The organism is Acinetobacter gyllenbergii (genome assembly GCF_001682515.1).
Lineage (GTDB): Bacteria > Pseudomonadota > Gammaproteobacteria > Pseudomonadales > Moraxellaceae > Acinetobacter > Acinetobacter gyllenbergii.
On record NZ_KV575266.1, the window covers coordinates 182,602 to 203,417 of the forward strand.

Consider the following 20,816-nt stretch of genomic DNA (forward strand, 5'->3'; position numbering starts at 1 on the left):
GCCACTTTATATATGAATAAAGTGGCTTTTTTTAACTTAATAGATTTTGTCGTAACCTTCGGCGCGGGTTTTAAAACGACGGTGGAACCACATCCATTGTGTTGGTGCAATACGAAGCTGAGCTTCAATGATTTGATTTACGCGAATCGCATCATCGACTTCATCTTCACTTGGCATATTTTCCACAATTGGCTCAATCAGCACTTTATATTGTGGATTACGTACATCACCATAGCGATAGAAATATAAGGGAATCGCAACGGCTTTCGAGATTTTGAGTAAACGACGATGTGCAGTCACTGTTGCAGCAGGAACACCAAAGAAGGGTGCCATCACGCCTTGTTTTAAACCAAAGTCCTGATCGGGACTATACCAAATCGCACCGCCATCTTTGAGTCGGCGGATCAAACCCCGCATATCATCGTGGTCAATTTGATGTTGATAAATGGTGGCGCGGCAACGATAAATCAGCATATCCAACAACGGATTGTTTTGTGGGCGATACACTACATCAGGCTCGAAATATTGAGCACAAATATAACCGCCTGCATCGAGTAGGGTACTGTGTGTGCCCAGTAACAACACACCTTTGCCTTGTGCTTTTGCATTGGTGATGTGTTCTAGACCTTCAATACTGTGGCGACCTTTAAACCACTTCGGGCAGTACCATGCATTGAGGGTTTCAAATACACCGAGCATCATATCCACAAACACCTGTTTTGCTTGTGCTTCAACCTCAGCTGGTGACCACTCAGGGAAACAGAGTTCTAAATTCCGGAGTGTAGTTTTACGGCGTGATTTGAGTAAGCGCCAGCACAAAGCCGCCAAGCCATGGGCCAAGCGCCATTGAATTGCCCAAGGTAAGACGGCCAATAGCATTAAAAACGTAATGGCGATCCAGATTTTCCAATATTTGGGCAATAAAAAAGCCCATTGAAACTCGCCAGGGGTATAAGGCTGTTTTTGACTCATAAATTCGAAAAAGAATAACGTTGAATTTTGCAGCAGTGTAGCATGAAGTGTAGGTGGCGACTTTAAAACTAAAATAAAACATAGGGTGTTTAGCAATAAAGCATCGCCGCCGGAATGGCTTGGAAACTTATTGTATTAATAAATTTTCTAACCAAGATTTGAAAATCTGAACTTTGGGAAGAGTGGCTTTGTTCAAGGGAATATCAATCCAGTAACCATATTTGCTTTGGATTCCAGTCTCGATCATTGCCTTGAGCAGACCAGTATGCAGTTCATTTTGAATCATGGGTTTATCAATGATGGCGATACCATAACCCGCAACAGCAGCTTGAATCACTTGCTCTGTGGTTGAAAACTCAATGGCGCAATGTGAATCGATTAAATTAACAGCGTGGTTTTGCTGTAACCAGATCTGCCATGTATCTAGCCTTTTACGATTATATAAGACATGAATGAGCGGATAATCTTGAATATTCGGGGCGAGCCCCTCTTTAAAGAGTTGTGGGCTGGCCACCATCACATAGTCTTCTTTTAAAAGTAGACTGCTCTGACAATGGTTGGAGGGGGCGAGACCAAAGCGAATTCGAATATCTGTATCTACAGCAACTTCATGACTTTCGGCATCCTGAGTGTAGTTTACGGTAAAAGAATAATCTTTGTTTACAAGCAAAAAATTTTTTAAATTTGGTGACAATATTCGATTACACCAGGTTGGTGGCGCTTCGATGTTGAGTTTGCTTCGAATGTTTTTTGCCCTAAATTTGAGGGTGGAGACTTCAATTTGATCAAACACAACTTGCATATCATTTGCGAACTCAAGGCCATGAGCGGTGAGTTCGATTCCTTTGGGTGATCTCAAAAAAAGCTGAACACCTAAATACTCTTCTAGTAATTTGATTTGTCTGCTGACAGCCCCATGCGTTAGGCAGAGCGACTGGGCTGCATGAGAGAAATTTAAATGCTTGACCACCTCTTCAAAGATGCGTAAAGCGTTCATGGGAGGTAATTGTCGCATCCATAGGTCCTTTGATCATATCCCTGATTTTTATAAGATGAAGATGACCACTCTTGTCCTGAAGTGGTGCTTCATATTCATCACAATCCATTGTACTCAGTGTAGCATAGCGTATATTTTGTATGAGGTGCTTTTAGCTATAAAAATAATTTTTATAATTTAAATAAGGAATATTCTATTGGTTAGTTAAAAATAATAAGCAAGTGAAATATATGTTTTTTGATTCCAATTATTATTTGTTCCTTGTGCTAAACCATTTTGATCGCCAAGATAAGGGTCATATTTACCGATTAAATGTTCTGCTTGAATGGCAAGGTCTTTAAATTTAAATGCAATACCTGGAATAACTCTATAACTATCTGTGCTGCTATTTCTTTTGTTGATATAACCACTGATATTGAGATAGGGGCGAATGGATTGTACATATTCAAAACTGTATGGGAGTAAGTAGCTCAATTCTGTAGAAAAAAAGTCGCCTTGCGTTGCTGAATTATAGGAATAGTCAAATCCGCCTAAGCTAATATGATCAGGACTCAAGCGGTCTTTATTGGCAATATCTTGATGACCAAACAGCAATTTGCTATTCCAGTTTTGATAATTAAAATCGCCAAAAATAGACCATATTTGACGTGATCCTGTGCTGGAATAATTTTTATTTTCAATGCTTGAATACCAAACCGATGTACCAACTTGGTAGTTGAGGTCAGCATAGTTTGAAGAGTATGCATAACGGGCAATGACCATGTTTTTTTCTTGGGTATTAGTTCCGTTTTCAACAGCATCATCTGCATTGACCATATTAATACTGAAGCGTCGCGCATCTTTTGAATGCCCTCTAAAATTGCCGCCATCAATGGGATAGAAGGCCAAGGAGAGTTGATTCTTAGCTGTTTTAAACTGATAGTTGATTCCAACATTATGGACATCTTCCAGCCCCATCACATTGGCAATGCCAAGAAAAAAGGTATTTCCCCAATAACGATCCAATCCAAATGGGACTGGATTCAAACCTGCAATAATCTTGTGGTGATGGTCTAGTTTGTATCCGATCCAAGCATCCGTTAACCAGCTGGCATCGCCAACATGACCATAATATTCATATAGACGATAATCTAACGCGCCAATGAGCTTGGGCGAGTCATAATCAAGACGTAAGATGGCATCACTAAAAGAAAATTTGCTACTAGTCGGGTTAGCATCATGGTCATAGACATACTTACCACGGATTGCACCACCAATATTTAACTGCCCCAAGTTTGAAGTTGGTTCGCCAAATTTTATACCAGAATAAATGGTTTGATTTAGCACTAAACTACCTATAAAGAGTAGGGTTTTAATTTGTGCTGATTTTATTTTTAACATTTTCTATCCTTGAAAATAAATTAAATTTTAATTTCCTGATTTTGGATTAATTAATCATATTTTTACTGTTATTTATAATAAATATTGCATGCTTACTATGAAGTTAATTCACAGTGATGTGAGTTTTTTTGATATTAGTTTTTTTAATAGTGTTGTGAATTAATTTGCATTTTATTTTTATTTAAAACGAGGGATGGTAATAGCAGTTTATTTGCTCAAGGAAAGTACATGGATAAGTTAACTGCTGAGGTTTATATCGGTGAAGGATTTGAAGGTGACGGAGTCAATGCCTCACATATCAATATTTTAATTGGTCCGCGTGGCGGGCCAGTGGGTCAGGCTTTTACAAATAGCCTCTCTTCACCTTCTCAAGGACATTGCCCATTTATGGTGATTGCACAACCGAATATCCCCGTAAAACCAATGACTTTGTATGTCAATAAAGCGGAAATCCAAGGGGATTTGCATGCAAATGCAACATGGGGCGCCTCACAGGCAGGGATTGCCAAGGCCATCAATGAAGCACTTGTGTCAGGCGTTTTTCCTGTAGAAGCGGAAGATGAGTGGGCCATAGTCACTGCGAACTGGGTCAATCCAAACTGCAATGATTTGGATGAAGTGTATCGCAATAATTATAAGGCCTGTGCTCGGGCGATTCATGCCGCATTGAATCATTTACCGCTAAAGAATGATTTAGTCGCACTTAAAACAATCAAAAATCCATTTTATACCCCTAAAGATTAAGGTTTAAGACCATGGAATATATCAATTTAGGCAATTCAGGTTTAAAAGTTTCGCGCCTATGTTTAGGCACCATGAATATGGGTTCATCTTCTTGGAAACCCTGGATTTTCAATGCTGAGCAAAGCGCACCAATCATCAAATATGCACTGGATTCAGGTGTCAATTTTATTGATCTTGCTGATTTTTATTCGGCTGGAAAAGGCGAAGAAGTGGTTGGTGGAATCATTCAAAAACTGGTTAATCGTGATGAGCTGGTGATTACAACCAAAGTTGGCTATGGAACAGGTGGAGGCATTAATCAAGTCGGGCATTCCAGAAAGAATATCCTCAGTAGCATCGATCAATCTTTAAAGCGTATTGGGACAGATTATGTCGATATTTATATGTTGCATTTCTTTGATGTCGATAGCCCTGTTGATGAAACACTGTCAGCGATGAATGAAATTATTAAGTCTGGAAAAGCACGTTATTTTGGTGTTTCAACCATGACGGTTGGGCAGTTGGCAAAAATCTTGATTTCATGTGAACGCAATGGGTTTGTCAAACCGATCAATATGCAATTGCAATTGAATTGTGCTTATAGGGAAGAAGAACGGGAAATGATTCCTTTCTGTATGGATCAAGGGATTGGCGTTTCAGTATTCAGTCCCTTAGCCCGTGGCATTTTAAGTGGTGAACTGAGTTCAACCCGCAATAGCACCGATTTCTTTACCCAGCAGATGTATAACGATGCAGTGAGTTTTGAAATTGTAAAGTCTGTGGGCAAAGTTGCTGAAAACAAAAAATTGAGCATGGCACAGGTTGCACAGGCTTGGGTACTGCAGCGCCCTGGCATTCACAGTATGTTGGTAGGCGCTGATAACGTAGATCAATTTAAAACCGCAATACAAGCCTTAGAGACTCAATTCAACGAAGATGAATTATATGAAATTGATCGTAATTATACCCCTTGCGACCTGATTAATGATTACACCAGTGAGAAACGGATTCCACGTATTTCGCGTGAGGCTAAAGGCTGTTTTGTGGATGTAGGGGTATAATAAGATGCTAAATTTAAAGAAAAATACCAGTTTTATTAATGGTCAATGGTTAGCGAGTCAAGCGAATAGTTATCCCGTTTTTAATCCAGCAACTGCACAACGCATTACTCAAGTTTTAAATTGTGGAGCAGAAGAAACGCAACAAGCGATTCAAGCGGCAGACCAAGCTTTGGCGACATGGAAAACAACATTGGCTGCCGAACGCGCTCAAATCCTGAAACGCTGGGGCGAATTGATGCTTGAATATCGACAGCAATTGGCCGAGATTCTTGTTGAAGAACAAGGCAAACCACTGGCTGAGGCTTTAGGTGAGGTAGCCTATGCAGCCAGTTTCTTTGAGTGGTTTGCTGAAGAAGCGAAACGTAATTACGGCGATATTATCCCCACATTTAAGGCACAAACCAAAATCATGGTCACCAAGGAGCCTGTCGGTGTGGTCGCCGCGATTACCCCTTGGAATTTTCCTTTGGCCATGGTCACGCGTAAAGTCGCTCCTGCATTGGCAGCAGGATGCAGCATGATTTTAAAACCTTCGGAAGAAACACCGCTTTCAGCTTTTGCACTTGCTGTTTTGGCAGAGCAAGCAGGCGTTCCAGCAGGCGTATTTAATGTTGTTTCTGGTGATGCTAGAGAGATTGGGAAAACCTTACAAAGCTCAGAAAAAGTGAAGAAAATTAGTTTTACAGGATCAACTGCGACTGGAAAGCTACTCATGCGCCAAGCAGCAGATACCTTAAAGAAAACCTCTTTTGAACTTGGTGGAAATGCACCTTTTATTGTGTTTGAAGATGCTGATTTAGAGGCGGCGGTTCAGGGTGCAATGGCATCAAAATATAGAAATACGGGGCAGACCTGTGTTTGTGTCAATCGCTTTTATATTCATGAAAAGGTCTATGAATCATTCGTTGAACTTCTCACGGCAGAGGTTCAGAAACTCAAAGTCGGTCATGGTTTTGTAGACGGTGTAACGCAAGGGCCATTAATTAATCAGGCTGCGATAGCAAAAGTGCAGCGTCATATTGATGATGCTGTTGCCAAGGGTGGATCAATTGTGACGGGTGGTAAAGCACATCAGCTCGGTGGGCTCTTTTATGAACCCACGATTATTCAGCATGCCAATGACCAAATGCTGGTTGCGCATGAGGAAACTTTTGGGCCTGTCGCAGTATGTTTCTCCTTTACATCAGATGAAGAAGCGATTGCTCTGGCCAACAATACTCAATATGGACTTTCTGCATATTTCTATACCAAGGATCTGAAACGAACATGGTGGGTTGCCGAGCAACTGCAAGTCGGTATGGTGGGCATTAATGAGGGCATTATTTCGACTGCGGTAGCACCCTTTGGTGGTGTAAAAGAGTCTGGCTTTGGTCGGGAAGGCTCAAAGTATGGTTTAGAAGAATATCAAAACATCAAGTACATCTTGCTGGGTGGCCTTGCTTGATCAGCTCATCAGGCTAGAACTCAATCAAATTGGATTGGGATCTAGCTTTGCTGGAGTCAGCATCACTTTTTAAATGTTTGGATAGAAGAATTATTCAATTTTACTCCATGGAATGGGAGCGTATATGAATACCGTAAATATTGATAATGTGCCATTGAACAAATTTCATTTGAAAATAACGGCTTTAACTTTCGGCGCACATTTAACCGATGGTTATATCATTGGTTTGATTGGAATGGTTTTCACTTTAATTACACCTCTGATGCAGCTAGATTCCTTTTGGCAGGGGGCAATCGGAAGTGCTGTTCTAATTGGGTTATTTGTCGGAAGTTTATTTTTTGGATTTATTTCAGATAAATTAGGTCGGCAGAAGATCTTTTGTATTAGCTTCATTTTAGTTCTGATTGGTTCGATTGCCCAGTTCTATGCTTCTACGCCTTTAGAACTGTTTCTGTGTCGCGTGCTCATGGGGATTGGGCTGGGTGGGGACTATACCGTTGGACATGCATTGTTGGCGGAATTTTTACCTAAACAAAGTCGTGGTGCAATTTTAGGCTCATTTAGTGTGGTGTGGACATTTGGCTATGTATTGGCAACATTTATTGCAAAATTTGTAATTGATTTAGATATTGGACCTGACACATGGCGTTATTTACTCGCCTCGACAGCTATCCCTGCTGCAATTATTTTAATTGCGCGAATCGGCACACCCGAATCGCCACGGTGGTTGATGCAACATGGACGAAAAGAAGAAGCGCAAGCCATTGTGCATAAATATTTTGGAGCACATGTCACGATTGAGAGTGAAACAGATCAGGTGGCACAGCAAAATAATTTCTCCAGTATTAAATTATTGTTTAGTCAAAAATACCTTAAACGGACCTTGTTTAACTGCATCTTTTTCACCTGCATTGTGATGCCGTATTTTGCAATCTATACCTTTCTGCCGATGATTTTAGAGTTAATGCAGTTATCTAATGATTTCACCACTGAAACGATCCTCAATTTGATGCTGCTACTCGGTGCCGTGATCGGTATTTACTGTACCTACAAATTTTCCCGCCGCGGTTTTTTAATCTATGCCTTTGTGCTGCTTTCAGTCAGTTTGTTGTTGATTACAATATTGCCTGCAAGTTTGAATTGGGCCTTGGTACTCTTGTTCGCTGCTTTTACGATGATTTTATCTGCAGTGAGTAATTTAGTTGGTGTTTTTCCCGCAGAAAGTTTTCCGACCGAAGTGCGTTCTAGTGGGATTGGGATCGCCACAGCGGTGAGTCGCTTTGGTTCGGCAGCAAGTACCTTTATTCTTCCGATCAGTCTGTTGCAGATCGGCATGACTGCCACGATGCTAATACTGGTGTGTATTCTTGTGTTTGGAACTATTATTTCGATTTTATGGGCCCCTGAAACCAAGAATCTATCTTTGGTCGAGGCATCCGAAGTTGATGAAATAAAGACTTATACGGCTTCAAAAGAGCTACGATAAATGCAGTCTATTCGATTGGATTTTACATGATACTGAATAAGAAAAAGGCTCCATTAGGAGCCTTTATCTACGCATATTTAGCCTTTCGACATATTTTCTAAAATGTCCCAGCGCTCTAGCTTTTCCAACAGCAATTCTTCAATTTCTGCTAAACGTTGGCTGGCTGCAGTTGCAGCATTGGCATCTGAAACAAACCATGAGCCATCCGCCAATTTTTCTGATAATGCTGCTTGTTCAGTTTCCAGTTTTTCAATTTCAGCAGGCAGTTGTTCAAGCTCACGCTGATCTTTATAACTGAGCTTCACTTTTTTCGGTGCTGCTGCGGCAGCCGCTGCTTCAGCTTTGGCTTGTGCTTTTTTTACATCACTTTTTTGGTCAACCACTTTTTGGTCAGGGCGCTGTTCCAAGTAATCTTGATAGCCACCGATGTATTCATCAATCTGACCTTTACCATCAAACACCCAAGTTGAAGTCACGACATTGTCCATGAAAGCACGGTCATGCGAGATCAGTAACAACGTGCCTTTGTAGTCAGACAGCATTTCTTCAAGCAACTCAAGTGTCACCATATCCAAGTCATTGGTTGGCTCATCCATCACGATCAAATTTGATGGCTTGAGTAACAGTTTTGCTAACAGAATACGGTTTCTCTCACCGCCTGATAAAGCTTTAACAGGTGTACGGGCACGTTCTGGTGAGAATAAAAAGTCTTGCAGATAACTATAGATATGACGACGGTTACCATTCACATCAACAAAGTCGGAACCTTCAGACACGTTGGCCATCACGGTTTTTTCCAAGTCGAGTGCATTTCGCAACTGATCAAAATAAGCAACTTCTAGTTGCGTACCAGTTTTCACTGACCCACCGTGTTCAATCTCGCCTAAAATGGCTTTGATCAAGGTAGTTTTACCGACACCGTTGTCACCGACCAAACCGATACGGTCGCCACGTAATACGATTGCAGAGAAATCATTAATCAGAACTTTGTTGTCGTAGCCGACACTTAAGTTTTCAATCTCGAACACCAACTTACCAGAGCGGTTGGCTTCTTGCGTTGCCATACTGACTTTGCCCTGTTGTGAACGACGTGCTTTAGACTGCTCACGTAAGTCTTTTAAGGCACGGACACGACCTTCATTACGGGTACGACGCGCTTTAATCCCTTGACGAATCCAAGCTTCTTCTTCCGCTAACTTTTTGTCAAATAAAGCATTTTGTTTTTCTTCAGCTTCCATTTGCTGCGCTTTCAGTTCGAGATAGCGCGAATAGTTACCTTCGTAGCCACGTAAAATACCACGATCAAGTTCGACAATGCGGGTCGCAATACTGTCCACAAATGAACGGTCATGCGAAATAAACAATAAAGTGAGATTGTTTTGATCGAGCAGGAACTTTTCTAGCCATTCGATACTTTCCACGTCCAAATGGTTGGTTGGTTCGTCCAGCAATAAAACATCAGGTTGAGTTAGTAGGGCACGCGCCAAGAGCACACGGCGTTTACGACCACCTGATAAATCAGCTAGATCGGCATTAGGATCAAGTCCCATTTTACTTAGAATTGAGTTAACCTTGTTTTCTAATGCCCAACCATCCAGTTGATCCAGTTTGTGCTGTAACATACCCATACGGTCGCAAGCGTCCATATCGCCTAAGACACAAGCATCACTGGCTTCATGGTATTCTTTCAACACAATGGCAGCTTCACCAGCACCATCGGCAACGATGTCGGCGACTTTGCCTGAGTCCATTGGCACATCTTGGGCTAACATTGAAACAGTTAAACCATTTTGAATCGAAACTTCACCGTTATCGGGTAACAAGCTTCCCTCAATCAGTTTTAATAAAGTAGACTTACCTTCGCCATTACGACCAATTAAACAGACTCGCTCGCCACGTTCCAGATTAAAGTTCGCGCCGTCGAGTAAGGCAGGTCCGCCAAATGCGAGATGGACATCCCTTAAAGTAATATAGGCCATAATGTTTCCTAAAAGTTCAGATGAGGTCTGAAATGACTAAACCACAAAAATTTGATGATCACGCGTCATTTTCCGCACCCATTGAAGATTTGCAAGTCCGAATTGCATTTTTGGACGATTTAGTTGAACAATTGAATGATCAACTCGCGATTCAGACCAAAGAAATTGCAGATTTGAAAAAGCAAATGCAGATACTCTATCAACGTGTTGAGGCCTCAGACTTGGCTGAAGGCATTGCGCCTTTTGATCCGATGAGCAATCGCCCGCCGCATTATTAAGATATGAGCAATGCGAAGCCCAGACTTCGCATCGTAGTCGTATGAATGTGATGCGTTTAAAAGCCATGCAAGACAATTTTCCCTTTGGTGGTGCCACTTTCGATTTGTTGGTGCGCACGTTTCAGGTTTTCTGCATTGATGGGGGAGAGCATTTGACTCACTGTGGTTTTAATTTTCCCCTCGTCAACTAAGCTTGCAATCTGATTCAACAATTGGCTCTGTTTGATCATATCTTGCGTTTGATACATAGAGCGCGTGAACATAAATTCCCAATGCACCGAGACCGACTTGGATTTAAAGATTTTAATGTCGAGCTGCTCGGGATCATCAATTAATCCAAAATGTCCTTGTGCTGCAATCAGTTCGGCAATATCAGCGAGATGCTGGTCGGTTTGCGTGGTTGAAAATACATATAAAGGGGCTGTTAAGTCGAGCTGCTGAATTTGTGGCGCTAAAGCTTGACGATGATCCAAGACATAATCTGCACCTAATTGCTTGACCCATTCAGACGTTTCTGGCCGAGATGCAGTACTGATGACCGTGAGGTTGGTTAATTGTTTCAACAACTGAATGGCCATTGAACCCACGCCACCTGCACCGCCAATCACTAAAATCGTGGTCTTCTCAGTAGCAAGCTGAGGAACCGCTAATCGATCAAACAGCATTTCCCATGCGGTAATTGCAGTTAAAGGCAGTGCTGCTGCTTCGCTTGCATTGAGTGATTGGGGAACATGCCCAACAATACGCTCATCAACCAATTGTAATTCACTATTACTGCCTTGTCGGTTGAGTGCACCTGCATACCAGACTTGGTCACCGATGTTGAATTGGGTGACTTGCTCGCCAATCGCTTCAACAATCCCGACAGCATCCCAGCCTAATACCTTCCACTGATTCGCTTCAGCACTTTTATGATTTCGGATTTTGGCATCAACAGGATTGACTGAAATCGCTTGTACACGCACTAGCAAATCGTGTCCCTGTGCCGTTGGTATATCCATTTCAATATCGACCAGTGCATTTACTGATGTAATGTCACCCGCATGTTGATAGGCCACAGCTTTCATGGTTATGTTTCCTCTGGATTGGATTCCACTTGATTCGAGTTTCAGCATAACCTAAGCTTAATTTTGGTGACTACAGACAAATAACGCTCATAGTGTCAAAAAGGATACTGTAAAATGGCAAAAATGCGACATTCCAGTTTTGCTTGCTCCCCAGGCTGTTCAGTTGAAGCTGCGATCAGTTTGATTGACGGCAAGTGGAAATGCGTGATTCTCTGGCATTTATTCAATGAAGGCACTTTGCGTTTCAATGAAATTCGCAAGCGTGTCCCAAGTATTACCCAGAGAATGCTGACCAATCAGCTGCGTGAACTCGAACAGGATGGCATTTTGCATCGAGAGGTTTATCCCCAAGTCCCGCCAAAAGTTGAATATTGCTTAACAGATTTAGGCCGTAGTCTGGAACAAATTATTGTTGCATTAAAACATTGGGGTGATGCGCATTTGGACCAATTCGGAAAACTCTCGCTTAGTGAATAAAATAAGTGGGTTATAGCATTTTAAGTTTTCACCTTTTAACAGTCTGAAAATGGCTTGTTTTAAAGGATTGGTTGAATCTAGATTATTTTTTATATTGTAACTTGCCTTTTGGATTCAACTTATGTAACGCTAATAAAAGGAAGTTTTGGGCGACTTTATGAGTAATATTGGAATTTGGATCACGGTAGCGATTGTACTGTTTGTACTTGGCTCGATTTTTGGCTTGCGCGTCAGCCCACGAGAAAAGGCATTGGGCATGATGCGTGATCAGGCGCGTAAAATGGGATTACATCCACGTTTAATTGCCGCGCCAGAATGGACCAAGATTCCAATGGCATCGGAAAAGCGTGCCAGCATGGTGGCCTATTATAGTGTGCTTATTCCAGATGCTCGTTTAGCTTTGATGCGTGCTCGAGTGGTGGATGGCAAGCTTCAGGTGGTGCAAGGTGATCAGAAATTTAATGATTTAACCATTGCATTAAAAGGAGTTTATGCTATTGATATGCAGGCAAACTGTGTCGGGCTGTATTGGGATGAAGAAACAGACCTGAAAGCCACACAGCTTGAAGATATGAAAGCTTATTTACATGAACTAGCACAGCGCTAATTCACTGATTAAACATAGGAAAAACGATTTATTATGGCGAAAACTCCACGCTCTGCTTCAGAAAGCACAGCAGCTCCCGCATCTGCTGCAAAGAAACGTGCCTTAGTGATTGTGGAGTCGCCTGCAAAAGCGAAAACAATTAATAAATATTTGGGTTCACAATATGTGGTGAAGTCATCGGTGGGTCATGTGCGTGACTTACCGACAGGAGGCGGGGCGAAATCCACTGAAAAGAAGCCCGTAACCCGTACCAAACTCACCGATGAACAGAAAGCTGAAAAAGCACAGTCTGCACTCATCAACCGTATGGGGGTTGATCCAGAGCATGATTGGATTGCGCATTATGAAGTGCTTCCAGGCAAAGAACATGTCGTTGCCGAACTAAAAAAACTCGCCAAAGATGCTGATGCAATCTATCTCGCAACGGATTTGGATAGAGAAGGGGAAGCGATCGCTTGGCATTTAAGAGAAGTGATTGGTGGCGATGACAGTCGCTACCATCGTGTGGTCTTTAACGAAATTACCAAAAATGCCATTCAAGAAGCGTTTAAACAGCCAACACGCCTCGATTTAAACCGAGTTAATGCGCAGCAAGCACGTCGTTTCCTTGACCGTGTAGTGGGCTTTATGGTGTCGCCATTGCTCTGGGAAAAGATTGCCCGTGGTTTATCGGCAGGTCGTGTGCAATCAGTTGCAGTGAAACTGGTGGTCGAGCGTGAACGTGAAATCCGTGCCTTTATTCCTGAAGAATATTGGCAAGTGTTTGCAGACACTATTTCTAAGAAAGATGACATTCGCCTTGAAGCGGTTAAGCAAGCGGGCAAAACCCTTAAACTAAAAAATAAAGCAGAAACTGATGCGTTATTGAACGTATTAAAAGATGCGGAATATAAAGTTGCATTACGCGAAGATAAACCAACCAAGGTTAATCCAAGTGCACCGTATATTACTTCAACCTTACAACAAGCGGCCAGTACACGCTTAGGTTTCTCAGTAAAGAAAACGATGATGTTGGCGCAGCGTTTGTATGAAGGTGGTTTTATTACCTATATGCGTACCGACTCAACCTTTTTGAGCGATGACGCTGTGAATATGGTGCGTAATCATATTCAGCAAAATTTTGGTGATAAATATTTACCAGCCAAGCCAAATCGTTACGGCAATAAAGCAGGGGCACAAGAAGCCCATGAAGCGATTCGTCCATCTGATGTTGGCTTAACGGGTGACAAACTTGCTGGAGTTGAGCGTGATGCGCAACGTTTATATGATTTGATCTGGCGTCAGTTTGTCGCTTGCCAAATGACACCAGCAGAATATTTATCGTCTACTTTAACCGTTGAAGCGTCAAATGTTGAGTTAAAAGCTAAAGGCCGAACCTTGGTTTTTGATGGCTTTACTCGCGTGCGTGGTGCGAACAAGTCCGATGATGATATTTTACTGCCAGCGGTAAAAGTAGGTGAAGTGCTCAAGTTAGAAAAGCTTGATCCGAGCCAGCACTTTACCAAGCCACCTGCGCGTTTTACCGAAGCCTCTTTGGTTAAGGAATTAGAGAAAAAAGGCATTGGTCGTCCATCGACCTATGCTGCGATTATTTCGACTATTCAAGAACGTGGCTATGTCAAACTGGAAAACCGTCGTCTCTTTGCCGAGAAGATGGGCGAGATTGTCACCGACCGTCTGGATGAAAGTTTTAATAACCTGATGAATTATGCTTTTACTGCAGATTTAGAAGGCCAGTTAGACCGTGTTGCCATGGGGGAGCGGAACTGGAAAGAATTGCTGGATACGTTCTATGGTGACTTCAAAAAGCGTTTAACCAATGCGCAGGGTGAAAGCGGCATGCGTCGTAATCAGCCTGTCGAAGTGGCGGATGTGCCATGTCCAGAATGTTCACGCCCAATGCAAGTCCGTACTGGAACCACGGGTGTTTTCTTGGGGTGTTCGGGTTATAACTTGCCGCCGAAAGAACGTTGTAAAGGCACACTGAACTTAACCCCAGTCGAGTCTTTAGCCGCTTTGTCGGATGATGATGGTGCTGAAACTGCTGATTTGATGTCGAAACATCGTTGTCCTAAATGCGGTACCGCAATGGACAGTTATGTGGTTGACGGTGGCCGTAAATTGCATGTCTGTGGTAATAACCCAGATTGTGATGGCTACGAAGTTGAAGAAGGCGAATTCAAGATCAAGGGCTATGATGGTCCGACCATTCCATGTGATAAATGTGATGGCGAAATGCAGTTGAAAACAGGTCGTTTTGGTCCGTACTTCGCTTGTTCAAGCTGTGACAATACCCGTAAAGTATTGAAGAGTGGCCAACCCGCACCACCGCGTGTTGATCCAATCAAAATGGAACACTTACGTTCAGCCAAACATGATGATTTCTTTGTGTTACGTGATGGTGCAGCAGGTCTCTTCTTGGCTGCCAGCAAATTCCCGAAAATCCGTGAAACGCGTGCACCGAAAGTGGCTGAATTACGCAGTGTTGCCGAGCAGCTTGATCCAAAATACCAGTTCTTGTTAGCAGCGCCAGATGTCGATCCTGAAGGTAATCCAACGGTCGTGAAATTCAGCCGTAAGAATCAAGCGCAATATGTAGGTTCTGAGACCGCTGAAGGTAAGCAGACCAAGTGGAGTTTGGTGTTCCAAGATGGAAAATGGGTAGAAGGCTAACTTTTTAAGATGAAAGAAAATGCTGGCGATTGCTGGCATTTTTATTGAATAAAGAAAAATAACAATGATTTTGAATTGGGGTGAAATTCATGTGGAAAAATATTCGAGTTGCCTGTTTGCTGCTGGTGTTATTGGTTGTTGCAGTCAATGCTTATCGTGATCAAAATCAGGATTGGAATCAGCCGATTCATGTACTGTTGCATCCGATTAATGCCGATGGTCTTGCCAGTACACAACAGTATATTCAGGGTTTGCAGCAAGATAACTTTACCGAGGTCAAGCAATATTTAGAAAAAAACAGCCAGCAATATCGAGGACAGCCTAGTTATTTCATGATCCAGATAGGACGTGAGTTACAACAAACGCCACCGAAAATGGCTGAGCAAGCGAATATTTTGAATAATATTCTATGGAGTTTAAAGTTCCGATTCTATGCATGGAAACAGCACCAATCTATTGATGGTTCACCCAGTCTCACCTTATATCTGAATTATTATGACCCGAAACTGAATCGGGAACTCAAGCACTCGACAGCACTGGAACGTGGGCGAATTGGATCGGTCAATCTATTTGCTTCGGTTAAACAAGCACAGCAAAATAATGTGGTGTTGGCACATGAGTTATTGCATGGCTTTGGTGCGGCCGATAAATATAGTCTTGCCAATGGTGAACCTCTTTTCCCGATAGGTTATGCGCAGGCGGATAAACAACCATTCTATCCACAGGTAAAAGCTGAAATTATGGGGGGACGGATTCCGTTGTCCGAGCACAAAAGTAAAATGCCAAATGATTTAGAACAAACGGTAATTAGCGTACTAACTGCACAAGAAATCGGCTGGATCAAATAAATTGTGGATAAGTTTCAACTTCTCCATATCTTTGAAAAGAGGGATACAACTTAAAAAAATCAGAGAAAGGCTCCGTTTTCTGACATTCCGTCATTAATTCTCAACATGCCTTATACAGAACTCAGTGAAAAACACGATCAATATAGGGATATAACATTGATGATAAAAGAGTAAATAATGATGAAAACAGTGGGTAACGATCTAATTCGCAATCAGCTGCATGCTGATCGTAAATGGTATCTGCTCTTAGGCATATTATTGGTCGTTTTTGGTTTAGTTCTTTTAGCAGCCTTACCCTTTGCGACATTATCGGCGGTCTTATTATTTGGTGTGCTGATGATGTTGGGTGGTATTTTGCATTTTGTCGCTGCATTTATGGTATTTAAAGGGGGCACGCGCTGGTTATGGGCCTTGTTTGGGGTGTTATATCTGGCAGCCGGTTATTTTGCTTTTACCACCCCCGTGATTACTGCCGTGGTACTCACCAGTTTCTTGGCGATTGCCTTAATTATTGCGGGAATTATCCGTAGCGTGAATGCCTTTATTCTCAGACCGATTTCAGGTTGGGGCTGGGTACTGTTCTCAGGCATCTTAACCCTATTAACTGGGATTTTGATTTTATCTTCGCCTGATTCACCTTTCTGGGTATTGGGGATGTTCCTTGCGATTGATATTTTGTTCCAAGGGATTAATTATTTGACCTTTGCAGGGGCGATTAAACAATTACCGCATAGTTCAACTACAGTTTAAGCGACACATCCCAAAGCGAGAGCATGTATTTACATGCTCTTTTTGTTTTTGTAGCGGAAAACATCTCGATAGCCTTAGTCTGCTAAAATAGTCCTTCATTTCTAATTGACCGACTGTATGACGCTTGCCAAGCTAATTGATGAACTGAATCCACAACAAAAACAGGCAGCCACCACGGCTGCACAAAATTGTCTGGTCTTGGCAGGGGCGGGCTGTGGTAAAACCAAAACCATTGTCGCCAGAGCAGCATATCTGATTGATCAGGGCTTACCCGCACAACAGATTCAAATCTTGACCTTTACCCGACGTTCGGCAAGCGAAATCGTCACACGGGTGGAACAGCATATGGGGATACAGGCTAAAGGTTTACGTGCTTCAACTTTCCATACCTTTTGTATGTATCTCTTGCGCCGTAACCCACGCGCTTTTGGTTTGACCCAGTTCAGTATTATTGATCGAGATGATCAATTGCTGATGTTCCGCCTATTGCGTGGTAAAGATAAGGGCAATGTGTTGCCAAAGGCTGCGGAGCTATGTGATCTGTATTCTTATGCGCGGAATACCAAAACCAAACTCTCGGATGCTTTGGTTGAACAGTTACCGCAAGCGCTGGAGTATAAGGCGCAGATTGCCGAGTTGATGAAAGCCTATGAGCAACGTAAGCAAGAACGGAGCTTTTTGGATTATGATGACATCCTATCTATCGTGGCAGTGCATTTGCAAAACTCACCTGAGTTGGTGAGATGGGTCACGGGTTTCTGCTCAGCCTTATTGGTCGATGAGATGCAGGATACCAATCCACTGCAATGGGCTTTACTGCAACCTTTAGTGGGCAAGGTCAAATTGTTTTGTGTGGGAGATGATGCACAATCTATTTATGGCTTCCGTGGTGCTGACTTCGAAAATATCCATCACTTTAAAGAACGCGTACCGGATGCTGAAGTCCTGACTTTGGAAATGAATTATCGTTCGACCCAAGGTATTTTAGATTTATCCAACTGGCTGCTAGCGCAGAGCCAAATTGAATATGACAAGCATCTGCAAGCATACCGTGGTAAAGGTCTAAAGCCACAATTGCATATCTTGAGTAATGAGTTTGAAGAGGCCAATTGGATTATTCAAGATTTGAATCGTCGTCATAGGCAGGGTGCGGCTTGGGCAGAGCACATGGTACTGCTGCGTTCTGGCTTTAGTGGGCGTTATCTAGAAGGTGCACTCATCGCTGCCAATATCCCTTATCGTTTTATTGGTGGGGTGAAGCTTTTAGAATCAGCACATGTCAAAGACGTACTCAGTCTGCTGCGGGTCAGTGTTAACCCGCAGGATGACTTGGCCTGGATGCGTTTCCTAACACTCTGGGATGGTGTAGGCGATGTCGGTGCCAGTAAGTTGGCACAGGAGTTGATTCAGCTTCCTGATATCGAAGCACGTTGCCAACGTCTAGAGCGACACGGCAAAGTGCCACAACAAGCGATTTTGATTTTGATGCAACTGGATGTGTTACAGCAACATGTCGAAGCCTGTATCGGTCTGGCACTAGATGCATTAAATGAACAGCTGGAAAATAATTATAAAACCAAAGACTGGACTCGCCGTGTCAAAGACTTTGATCTGGTTAAGCAATTGGCACGCAAACACAACTCTCTCGGTGAGTTCTTAGAAGAATATGTATTGGATCCAATTTCCATTTCAGAAATTGATAAAACCCCAGATCAAGATTTAGTCACGCTCATTACGATCCATTCAGCCAAAGGGGCTGAACAAAAAGTCTGTTATGTCCCGCATGTTTCTCCGAATCAATATCCTCATGCACGCGCACAAGGCGATTTTGATGATGTCGAAGAAGAACGCCGTGTACTCTATGTGGCCTTAACCCGTGCCGAAGATGAATTGATTTTGACCAAACAAAATTTAAATTTATGGTCGCAGGATCAATATGACGAGCTAGGAAGAAAAATAGAAAGCTACTTCCTCAATGATTTACCTCAACATTTAGTTGATGTTCAGATTCATCGAGATATTCCACGTGCCTATGGACAAAGCAATCGTTCTCGTACTAGCGCAATCAATTTAGGTTTTGGCCTTGATTTCGATTAAACTAGCGAGATTCAATTTCTTTTGATTCATTGCATAAACAGTGAATCATCTTTTAGGCTTTAGCATGAAAATTTTAGTTCGTAATTTAGACCGTAATGTGACTGATGCAGAAATTCTCGACTTATTCAAAGCATATGGAAAAGTTGAGTCTTGTGTCGTGGTCAAAGACGAAGCAACGGGTAAATCGAAAGGTTTCGGTTTTGTTGAAATGCCAAATCCACGTGAAGCGATTAAAGCGATCAAAGGTTTAAATACCTTGAAAGTAAAGAGCCAAGGTATTCGTGTCAAAGCTGCGGATGACAAAGCTTAATTATCAATGTTAAAGCAATATACGGCTTTATCGATTGTTGCTCCGAGTGCTGAGCGGATTGTACAAGGGCTTAAAACCCTTGAGATTCGCTCATGGCAACCTGAAACTTTGCCACTGAAAGATGTGGTGATTGTCGAGAATCAAAATTTTCTTTTGAATGATGGGGATGAAGAGTTGGGATTGGCCGTTGCCTTGGTCGATATCGAAACCGTACATGCTTGGCGAGTGGATGAAGTGGAAGCCGCTTGTGCATCGGCTTGGAATGAAGGCTATTTGGCTTGGGTCATTCGTAATATTCGTCCGATTGATCCACCGCTTCAAGTCATGGCCAAGCGAAAACTTTATTCGATTGAGCTGGAGATTGAGTAACTTATCTCAATCTTATTTACCCCATGTTTGTCCCCAGCCCTGACAAGGGTTGATGAAATAGCCATAGATATTGTTGATTTCTTGCTGGTCGATTAAGCCATTCTGATCTTGATCGAGTGCTTTAAAAATTTTCATTCGTTTGGGGTCAATTGCGAATACCTGTTTCTGCCAAGCAACAGGTTGGTCTTTTAAATGAATCAGTTGCTTCCATTCATTTTGATCGATCATTTGATCACGATTGAGATCGTAATCGGCATAGAGCTTTTCCCAGTCTAAACCAGCAGGTTCACAGCTATAAGCGATGGGAATGGCCATACAGCATATTAAGCTCAGTATGGCTTGTTGAATATGGCGCATGGACAGGCTCAAAAGATATTGATTTTATCATTAAAGCATTTAATCTTAAGTAGGGTCTATTGATATTTCAGCCATGCGTTGCGTTATCGGCTAAAATGACATAAACAAGGCATGAAACGAAGACAATGGCGACTCCCTTGTTAAGTTTCATAACGCAGTTTATGGATGTTTTAGCCATAACCCTACGGGACAGGGACATTTTTTGCTGCTACTGCGTTATGTCTTATTTATTTAGAATAACTAAATTACATAAGACCTGCCTTGTAGCATCTAAAAAATGCCCTCTGTCGCACGCATCTGTGAAATATCAACAGACCCCAAACCAAGCGAAAGGATCTTGAAGGAAAATATTATGTCTCGTGTTGCTCGTTATCATGCTGATCGCACCAATCAGAAACTGTATTTTGCTCGTCTTGCATGTCAACAAGCTGAGCAAACTGAACATATTCAGCAGGCACAGGCTTACCGTGAGGCAGCAGTATTTCATTTACACGGCGCAATTTTAGCCTTCTTGCAGGAATTGGTTCGTTATTACCGTCTCAATGATTTGCAGCCCACCTTTAAGTCGATTGAAGAGCATATGGCAGATAAAGGGCAGGTTTCACCGGAAGTGCTGGTGTTACAGCAATTGGCAAAAGACGGTTTTGTGGCAGAGTTGAAACGTGCATACCGTATGTGTCAATACGCACCCGAGCCAACAGCACCAGAACCTGAAAATGAAACTTCTTCAAATCTGATTATTAAAGTCACACAAAGCCCACAAGCGTGGTTACCTGATGCGAAAATCTTACGTGAATGGCACCGTGAGTTAAGTCATTTAATTGATGGTTTTCGTAATGAAATGGTGGAGTTCTAAGTCAAATCTTGAAGATGACTTGAAATTTAAGCCAACAGTACTTATATAAATAAGACGTGAGCGCAAAATACTTTGCCACCATGTT

At 42.3% G+C, this 20,816-nt stretch carries 20 protein-coding genes; 14 read left to right on the plus strand and 6 right to left on the minus strand.

Annotated elements, in window-relative coordinates; translation table 11 throughout:
• Positions 1–36: 36 nt before the first annotated feature.
• The 3 genes from NG55_RS14945 to NG55_RS14955 all read right to left on the minus strand — a co-directional run bounded on the left by NG55_RS14945 (position 37) and on the right by NG55_RS14955 (position 3,349).
• On the minus strand, positions 37–972 hold the full coding sequence (locus tag NG55_RS14945) for an LpxL/LpxP family acyltransferase (RefSeq protein WP_023270864.1): 936 nt from the start codon (positions 970–972) through the stop codon (positions 37–39).
• Positions 973–1,099: 127 nt separating this feature from the next.
• Positions 1,100–1,987, minus strand: coding sequence for a LysR family transcriptional regulator (locus NG55_RS14950; protein ID WP_065343689.1), 888 nt, complete (start codon positions 1,985–1,987; stop codon positions 1,100–1,102).
• A 186-nt stretch (positions 1,988–2,173) separates the two neighbouring features.
• Positions 2,174–3,349 carry a hypothetical protein gene (locus NG55_RS14955; protein ID WP_065343690.1) on the minus strand — a complete coding sequence of 392 codons (1,176 nt, stop codon included), beginning with the start codon at positions 3,347–3,349 and terminating at the stop codon, positions 2,174–2,176.
• Between the two features lie 228 nt (positions 3,350–3,577).
• On the opposite strand from NG55_RS14955, the gene fae reads away from it, so the two are divergent.
• The 4 genes from fae (at position 3,578) to NG55_RS14975 (ending at position 8,063) form a co-directional block, all read left to right on the plus strand.
• Positions 3,578–4,093 (plus strand): formaldehyde-activating enzyme, encoded by a 516-nt coding sequence (gene fae / locus NG55_RS14960; protein ID WP_065343691.1) that lies wholly within the window; start codon positions 3,578–3,580, stop codon positions 4,091–4,093.
• Between the two features lie 11 nt (positions 4,094–4,104).
• On the plus strand, positions 4,105–5,133 hold the full coding sequence (locus tag NG55_RS14965) for an aldo/keto reductase (protein WP_065343692.1): 1,029 nt from the start codon (positions 4,105–4,107) through the stop codon (positions 5,131–5,133).
• A 4-nt stretch (positions 5,134–5,137) separates the two neighbouring features.
• Entirely contained in the window at positions 5,138–6,577 is a 1,440-nt protein-coding gene (locus tag NG55_RS14970) for an NAD-dependent succinate-semialdehyde dehydrogenase (protein WP_065343693.1), read from the plus strand.
• 124 nt (positions 6,578–6,701) lie between these two features.
• Complete coding sequence (locus tag NG55_RS14975) at positions 6,702–8,063, plus strand: MFS transporter (RefSeq protein WP_065343694.1); 1,362 nt, start codon at positions 6,702–6,704, stop codon at positions 8,061–8,063.
• Positions 8,064–8,140: 77 nt separating this feature from the next.
• Here NG55_RS14975 and NG55_RS14980 read toward each other — a convergent pair whose 3' ends face one another.
• Positions 8,141–10,042 carry an ATP-binding cassette domain-containing protein gene (locus NG55_RS14980; protein ID WP_065343695.1) on the minus strand — a complete coding sequence of 634 codons (1,902 nt, stop codon included), beginning with the start codon at positions 10,040–10,042 and terminating at the stop codon, positions 8,141–8,143.
• A 32-nt stretch (positions 10,043–10,074) separates the two neighbouring features.
• Between NG55_RS14980 and NG55_RS14985 the strand changes: the two genes are divergently transcribed.
• Positions 10,075–10,320: a SlyX family protein gene (locus NG55_RS14985; RefSeq protein ID WP_016542429.1), complete on the plus strand. Its 246-nt coding sequence runs from the start codon at positions 10,075–10,077 to the stop codon at positions 10,318–10,320.
• A gap of 56 nt (positions 10,321–10,376) precedes the next feature.
• Here NG55_RS14985 and NG55_RS14990 read toward each other — a convergent pair whose 3' ends face one another.
• Entirely contained in the window at positions 10,377–11,387 is a 1,011-nt protein-coding gene (locus NG55_RS14990) for a zinc-binding alcohol dehydrogenase family protein (RefSeq protein WP_065343696.1), read from the minus strand.
• Between the two features lie 114 nt (positions 11,388–11,501).
• On the opposite strand from NG55_RS14990, the gene NG55_RS14995 reads away from it, so the two are divergent.
• The 8 genes from NG55_RS14995 to NG55_RS15030 all read left to right on the plus strand — a co-directional run bounded on the left by NG55_RS14995 (position 11,502) and on the right by NG55_RS15030 (position 19,518).
• Positions 11,502–11,864 carry a winged helix-turn-helix transcriptional regulator gene (locus NG55_RS14995; protein ID WP_023270855.1) on the plus strand — a complete coding sequence of 121 codons (363 nt, stop codon included), beginning with the start codon at positions 11,502–11,504 and terminating at the stop codon, positions 11,862–11,864.
• A gap of 157 nt (positions 11,865–12,021) precedes the next feature.
• The gene (locus NG55_RS15000) at positions 12,022–12,471 is read left to right on the plus strand and encodes a hypothetical protein (RefSeq protein ID WP_004656002.1); all 450 of its coding nucleotides are present in this window, start codon (positions 12,022–12,024) and stop codon (positions 12,469–12,471) included.
• Between the two features lie 33 nt (positions 12,472–12,504).
• On the plus strand, positions 12,505–15,144 hold the full coding sequence (topA, locus tag NG55_RS15005; RefSeq protein ID WP_016542433.1) for a type I DNA topoisomerase: 2,640 nt from the start codon (positions 12,505–12,507) through the stop codon (positions 15,142–15,144).
• Positions 15,145–15,233: 89 nt separating this feature from the next.
• The gene (locus tag NG55_RS15010) at positions 15,234–15,992 is read left to right on the plus strand and encodes a hypothetical protein (protein ID WP_065343697.1); all 759 of its coding nucleotides are present in this window, start codon (positions 15,234–15,236) and stop codon (positions 15,990–15,992) included.
• A gap of 177 nt (positions 15,993–16,169) precedes the next feature.
• Positions 16,170–16,742 (plus strand): HdeD family acid-resistance protein, encoded by a 573-nt coding sequence (locus NG55_RS15015; RefSeq protein ID WP_065343698.1) that lies wholly within the window; start codon positions 16,170–16,172, stop codon positions 16,740–16,742.
• Positions 16,743–16,859: 117 nt separating this feature from the next.
• Positions 16,860–18,839, plus strand: coding sequence for an ATP-dependent helicase (locus tag NG55_RS15020; RefSeq protein ID WP_065343699.1), 1,980 nt, complete (start codon positions 16,860–16,862; stop codon positions 18,837–18,839).
• 64 nt (positions 18,840–18,903) lie between these two features.
• A complete protein-coding gene (locus NG55_RS15025; RefSeq protein ID WP_004802550.1) occupies positions 18,904–19,149 on the plus strand; it encodes an RNA recognition motif domain-containing protein in 246 nt (81 codons plus the stop codon).
• A gap of 6 nt (positions 19,150–19,155) precedes the next feature.
• A complete protein-coding gene (locus NG55_RS15030) occupies positions 19,156–19,518 on the plus strand; it encodes an ASCH domain-containing protein (RefSeq protein WP_065343700.1) in 363 nt (120 codons plus the stop codon).
• 12 nt (positions 19,519–19,530) lie between these two features.
• Here NG55_RS15030 and NG55_RS15035 read toward each other — a convergent pair whose 3' ends face one another.
• Complete coding sequence (locus NG55_RS15035; RefSeq protein WP_065343701.1) at positions 19,531–19,875, minus strand: EF-hand domain-containing protein; 345 nt, start codon at positions 19,873–19,875, stop codon at positions 19,531–19,533.
• A gap of 352 nt (positions 19,876–20,227) precedes the next feature.
• Here NG55_RS15035 and NG55_RS15040 point away from each other — a divergent pair, with 352 nt between their 5' ends.
• A complete protein-coding gene (locus NG55_RS15040) occupies positions 20,228–20,731 on the plus strand; it encodes a DUF6586 family protein (RefSeq protein ID WP_004655987.1) in 504 nt (167 codons plus the stop codon).
• Positions 20,732–20,816: the final 85 nt, after the last annotated feature.

Coding starts and splice junctions, on each gene's coding strand:
- NG55_RS14945 (WP_023270864.1), bottom strand. CDS start 972: ATGAGTCAAAAACAGCCTTATACCCCTGGCGAGTTTCAATGGGCTTTT.
- NG55_RS14950 (WP_065343689.1), bottom strand. CDS start 1,987: ATGCGACAATTACCTCCCATGAACGCTTTACGCATCTTTGAAGAGGTG.
- NG55_RS14955 (WP_065343690.1), bottom strand. CDS start 3,349: ATGTTAAAAATAAAATCAGCACAAATTAAAACCCTACTCTTTATAGGT.
- fae (WP_065343691.1), top strand. CDS start 3,578: ATGGATAAGTTAACTGCTGAGGTTTATATCGGTGAAGGATTTGAAGGT.
- NG55_RS14965 (WP_065343692.1), top strand. CDS start 4,105: ATGGAATATATCAATTTAGGCAATTCAGGTTTAAAAGTTTCGCGCCTA.
- NG55_RS14970 (WP_065343693.1), top strand. CDS start 5,138: ATGCTAAATTTAAAGAAAAATACCAGTTTTATTAATGGTCAATGGTTA.
- NG55_RS14975 (WP_065343694.1), top strand. CDS start 6,702: ATGAATACCGTAAATATTGATAATGTGCCATTGAACAAATTTCATTTG.
- NG55_RS14980 (WP_065343695.1), bottom strand. CDS start 10,042: ATGGCCTATATTACTTTAAGGGATGTCCATCTCGCATTTGGCGGACCT.
- NG55_RS14985 (WP_016542429.1), top strand. CDS start 10,075: ATGACTAAACCACAAAAATTTGATGATCACGCGTCATTTTCCGCACCC.
- NG55_RS14990 (WP_065343696.1), bottom strand. CDS start 11,387: ATGAAAGCTGTGGCCTATCAACATGCGGGTGACATTACATCAGTAAAT.
- NG55_RS14995 (WP_023270855.1), top strand. CDS start 11,502: ATGGCAAAAATGCGACATTCCAGTTTTGCTTGCTCCCCAGGCTGTTCA.
- NG55_RS15000 (WP_004656002.1), top strand. CDS start 12,022: ATGAGTAATATTGGAATTTGGATCACGGTAGCGATTGTACTGTTTGTA.
- topA (WP_016542433.1), top strand. CDS start 12,505: ATGGCGAAAACTCCACGCTCTGCTTCAGAAAGCACAGCAGCTCCCGCA.
- NG55_RS15010 (WP_065343697.1), top strand. CDS start 15,234: ATGTGGAAAAATATTCGAGTTGCCTGTTTGCTGCTGGTGTTATTGGTT.
- NG55_RS15015 (WP_065343698.1), top strand. CDS start 16,170: ATGATGAAAACAGTGGGTAACGATCTAATTCGCAATCAGCTGCATGCT.
- NG55_RS15020 (WP_065343699.1), top strand. CDS start 16,860: ATGACGCTTGCCAAGCTAATTGATGAACTGAATCCACAACAAAAACAG.
- NG55_RS15025 (WP_004802550.1), top strand. CDS start 18,904: ATGAAAATTTTAGTTCGTAATTTAGACCGTAATGTGACTGATGCAGAA.
- NG55_RS15030 (WP_065343700.1), top strand. CDS start 19,156: ATGTTAAAGCAATATACGGCTTTATCGATTGTTGCTCCGAGTGCTGAG.
- NG55_RS15035 (WP_065343701.1), bottom strand. CDS start 19,875: ATGCGCCATATTCAACAAGCCATACTGAGCTTAATATGCTGTATGGCC.
- NG55_RS15040 (WP_004655987.1), top strand. CDS start 20,228: ATGTCTCGTGTTGCTCGTTATCATGCTGATCGCACCAATCAGAAACTG.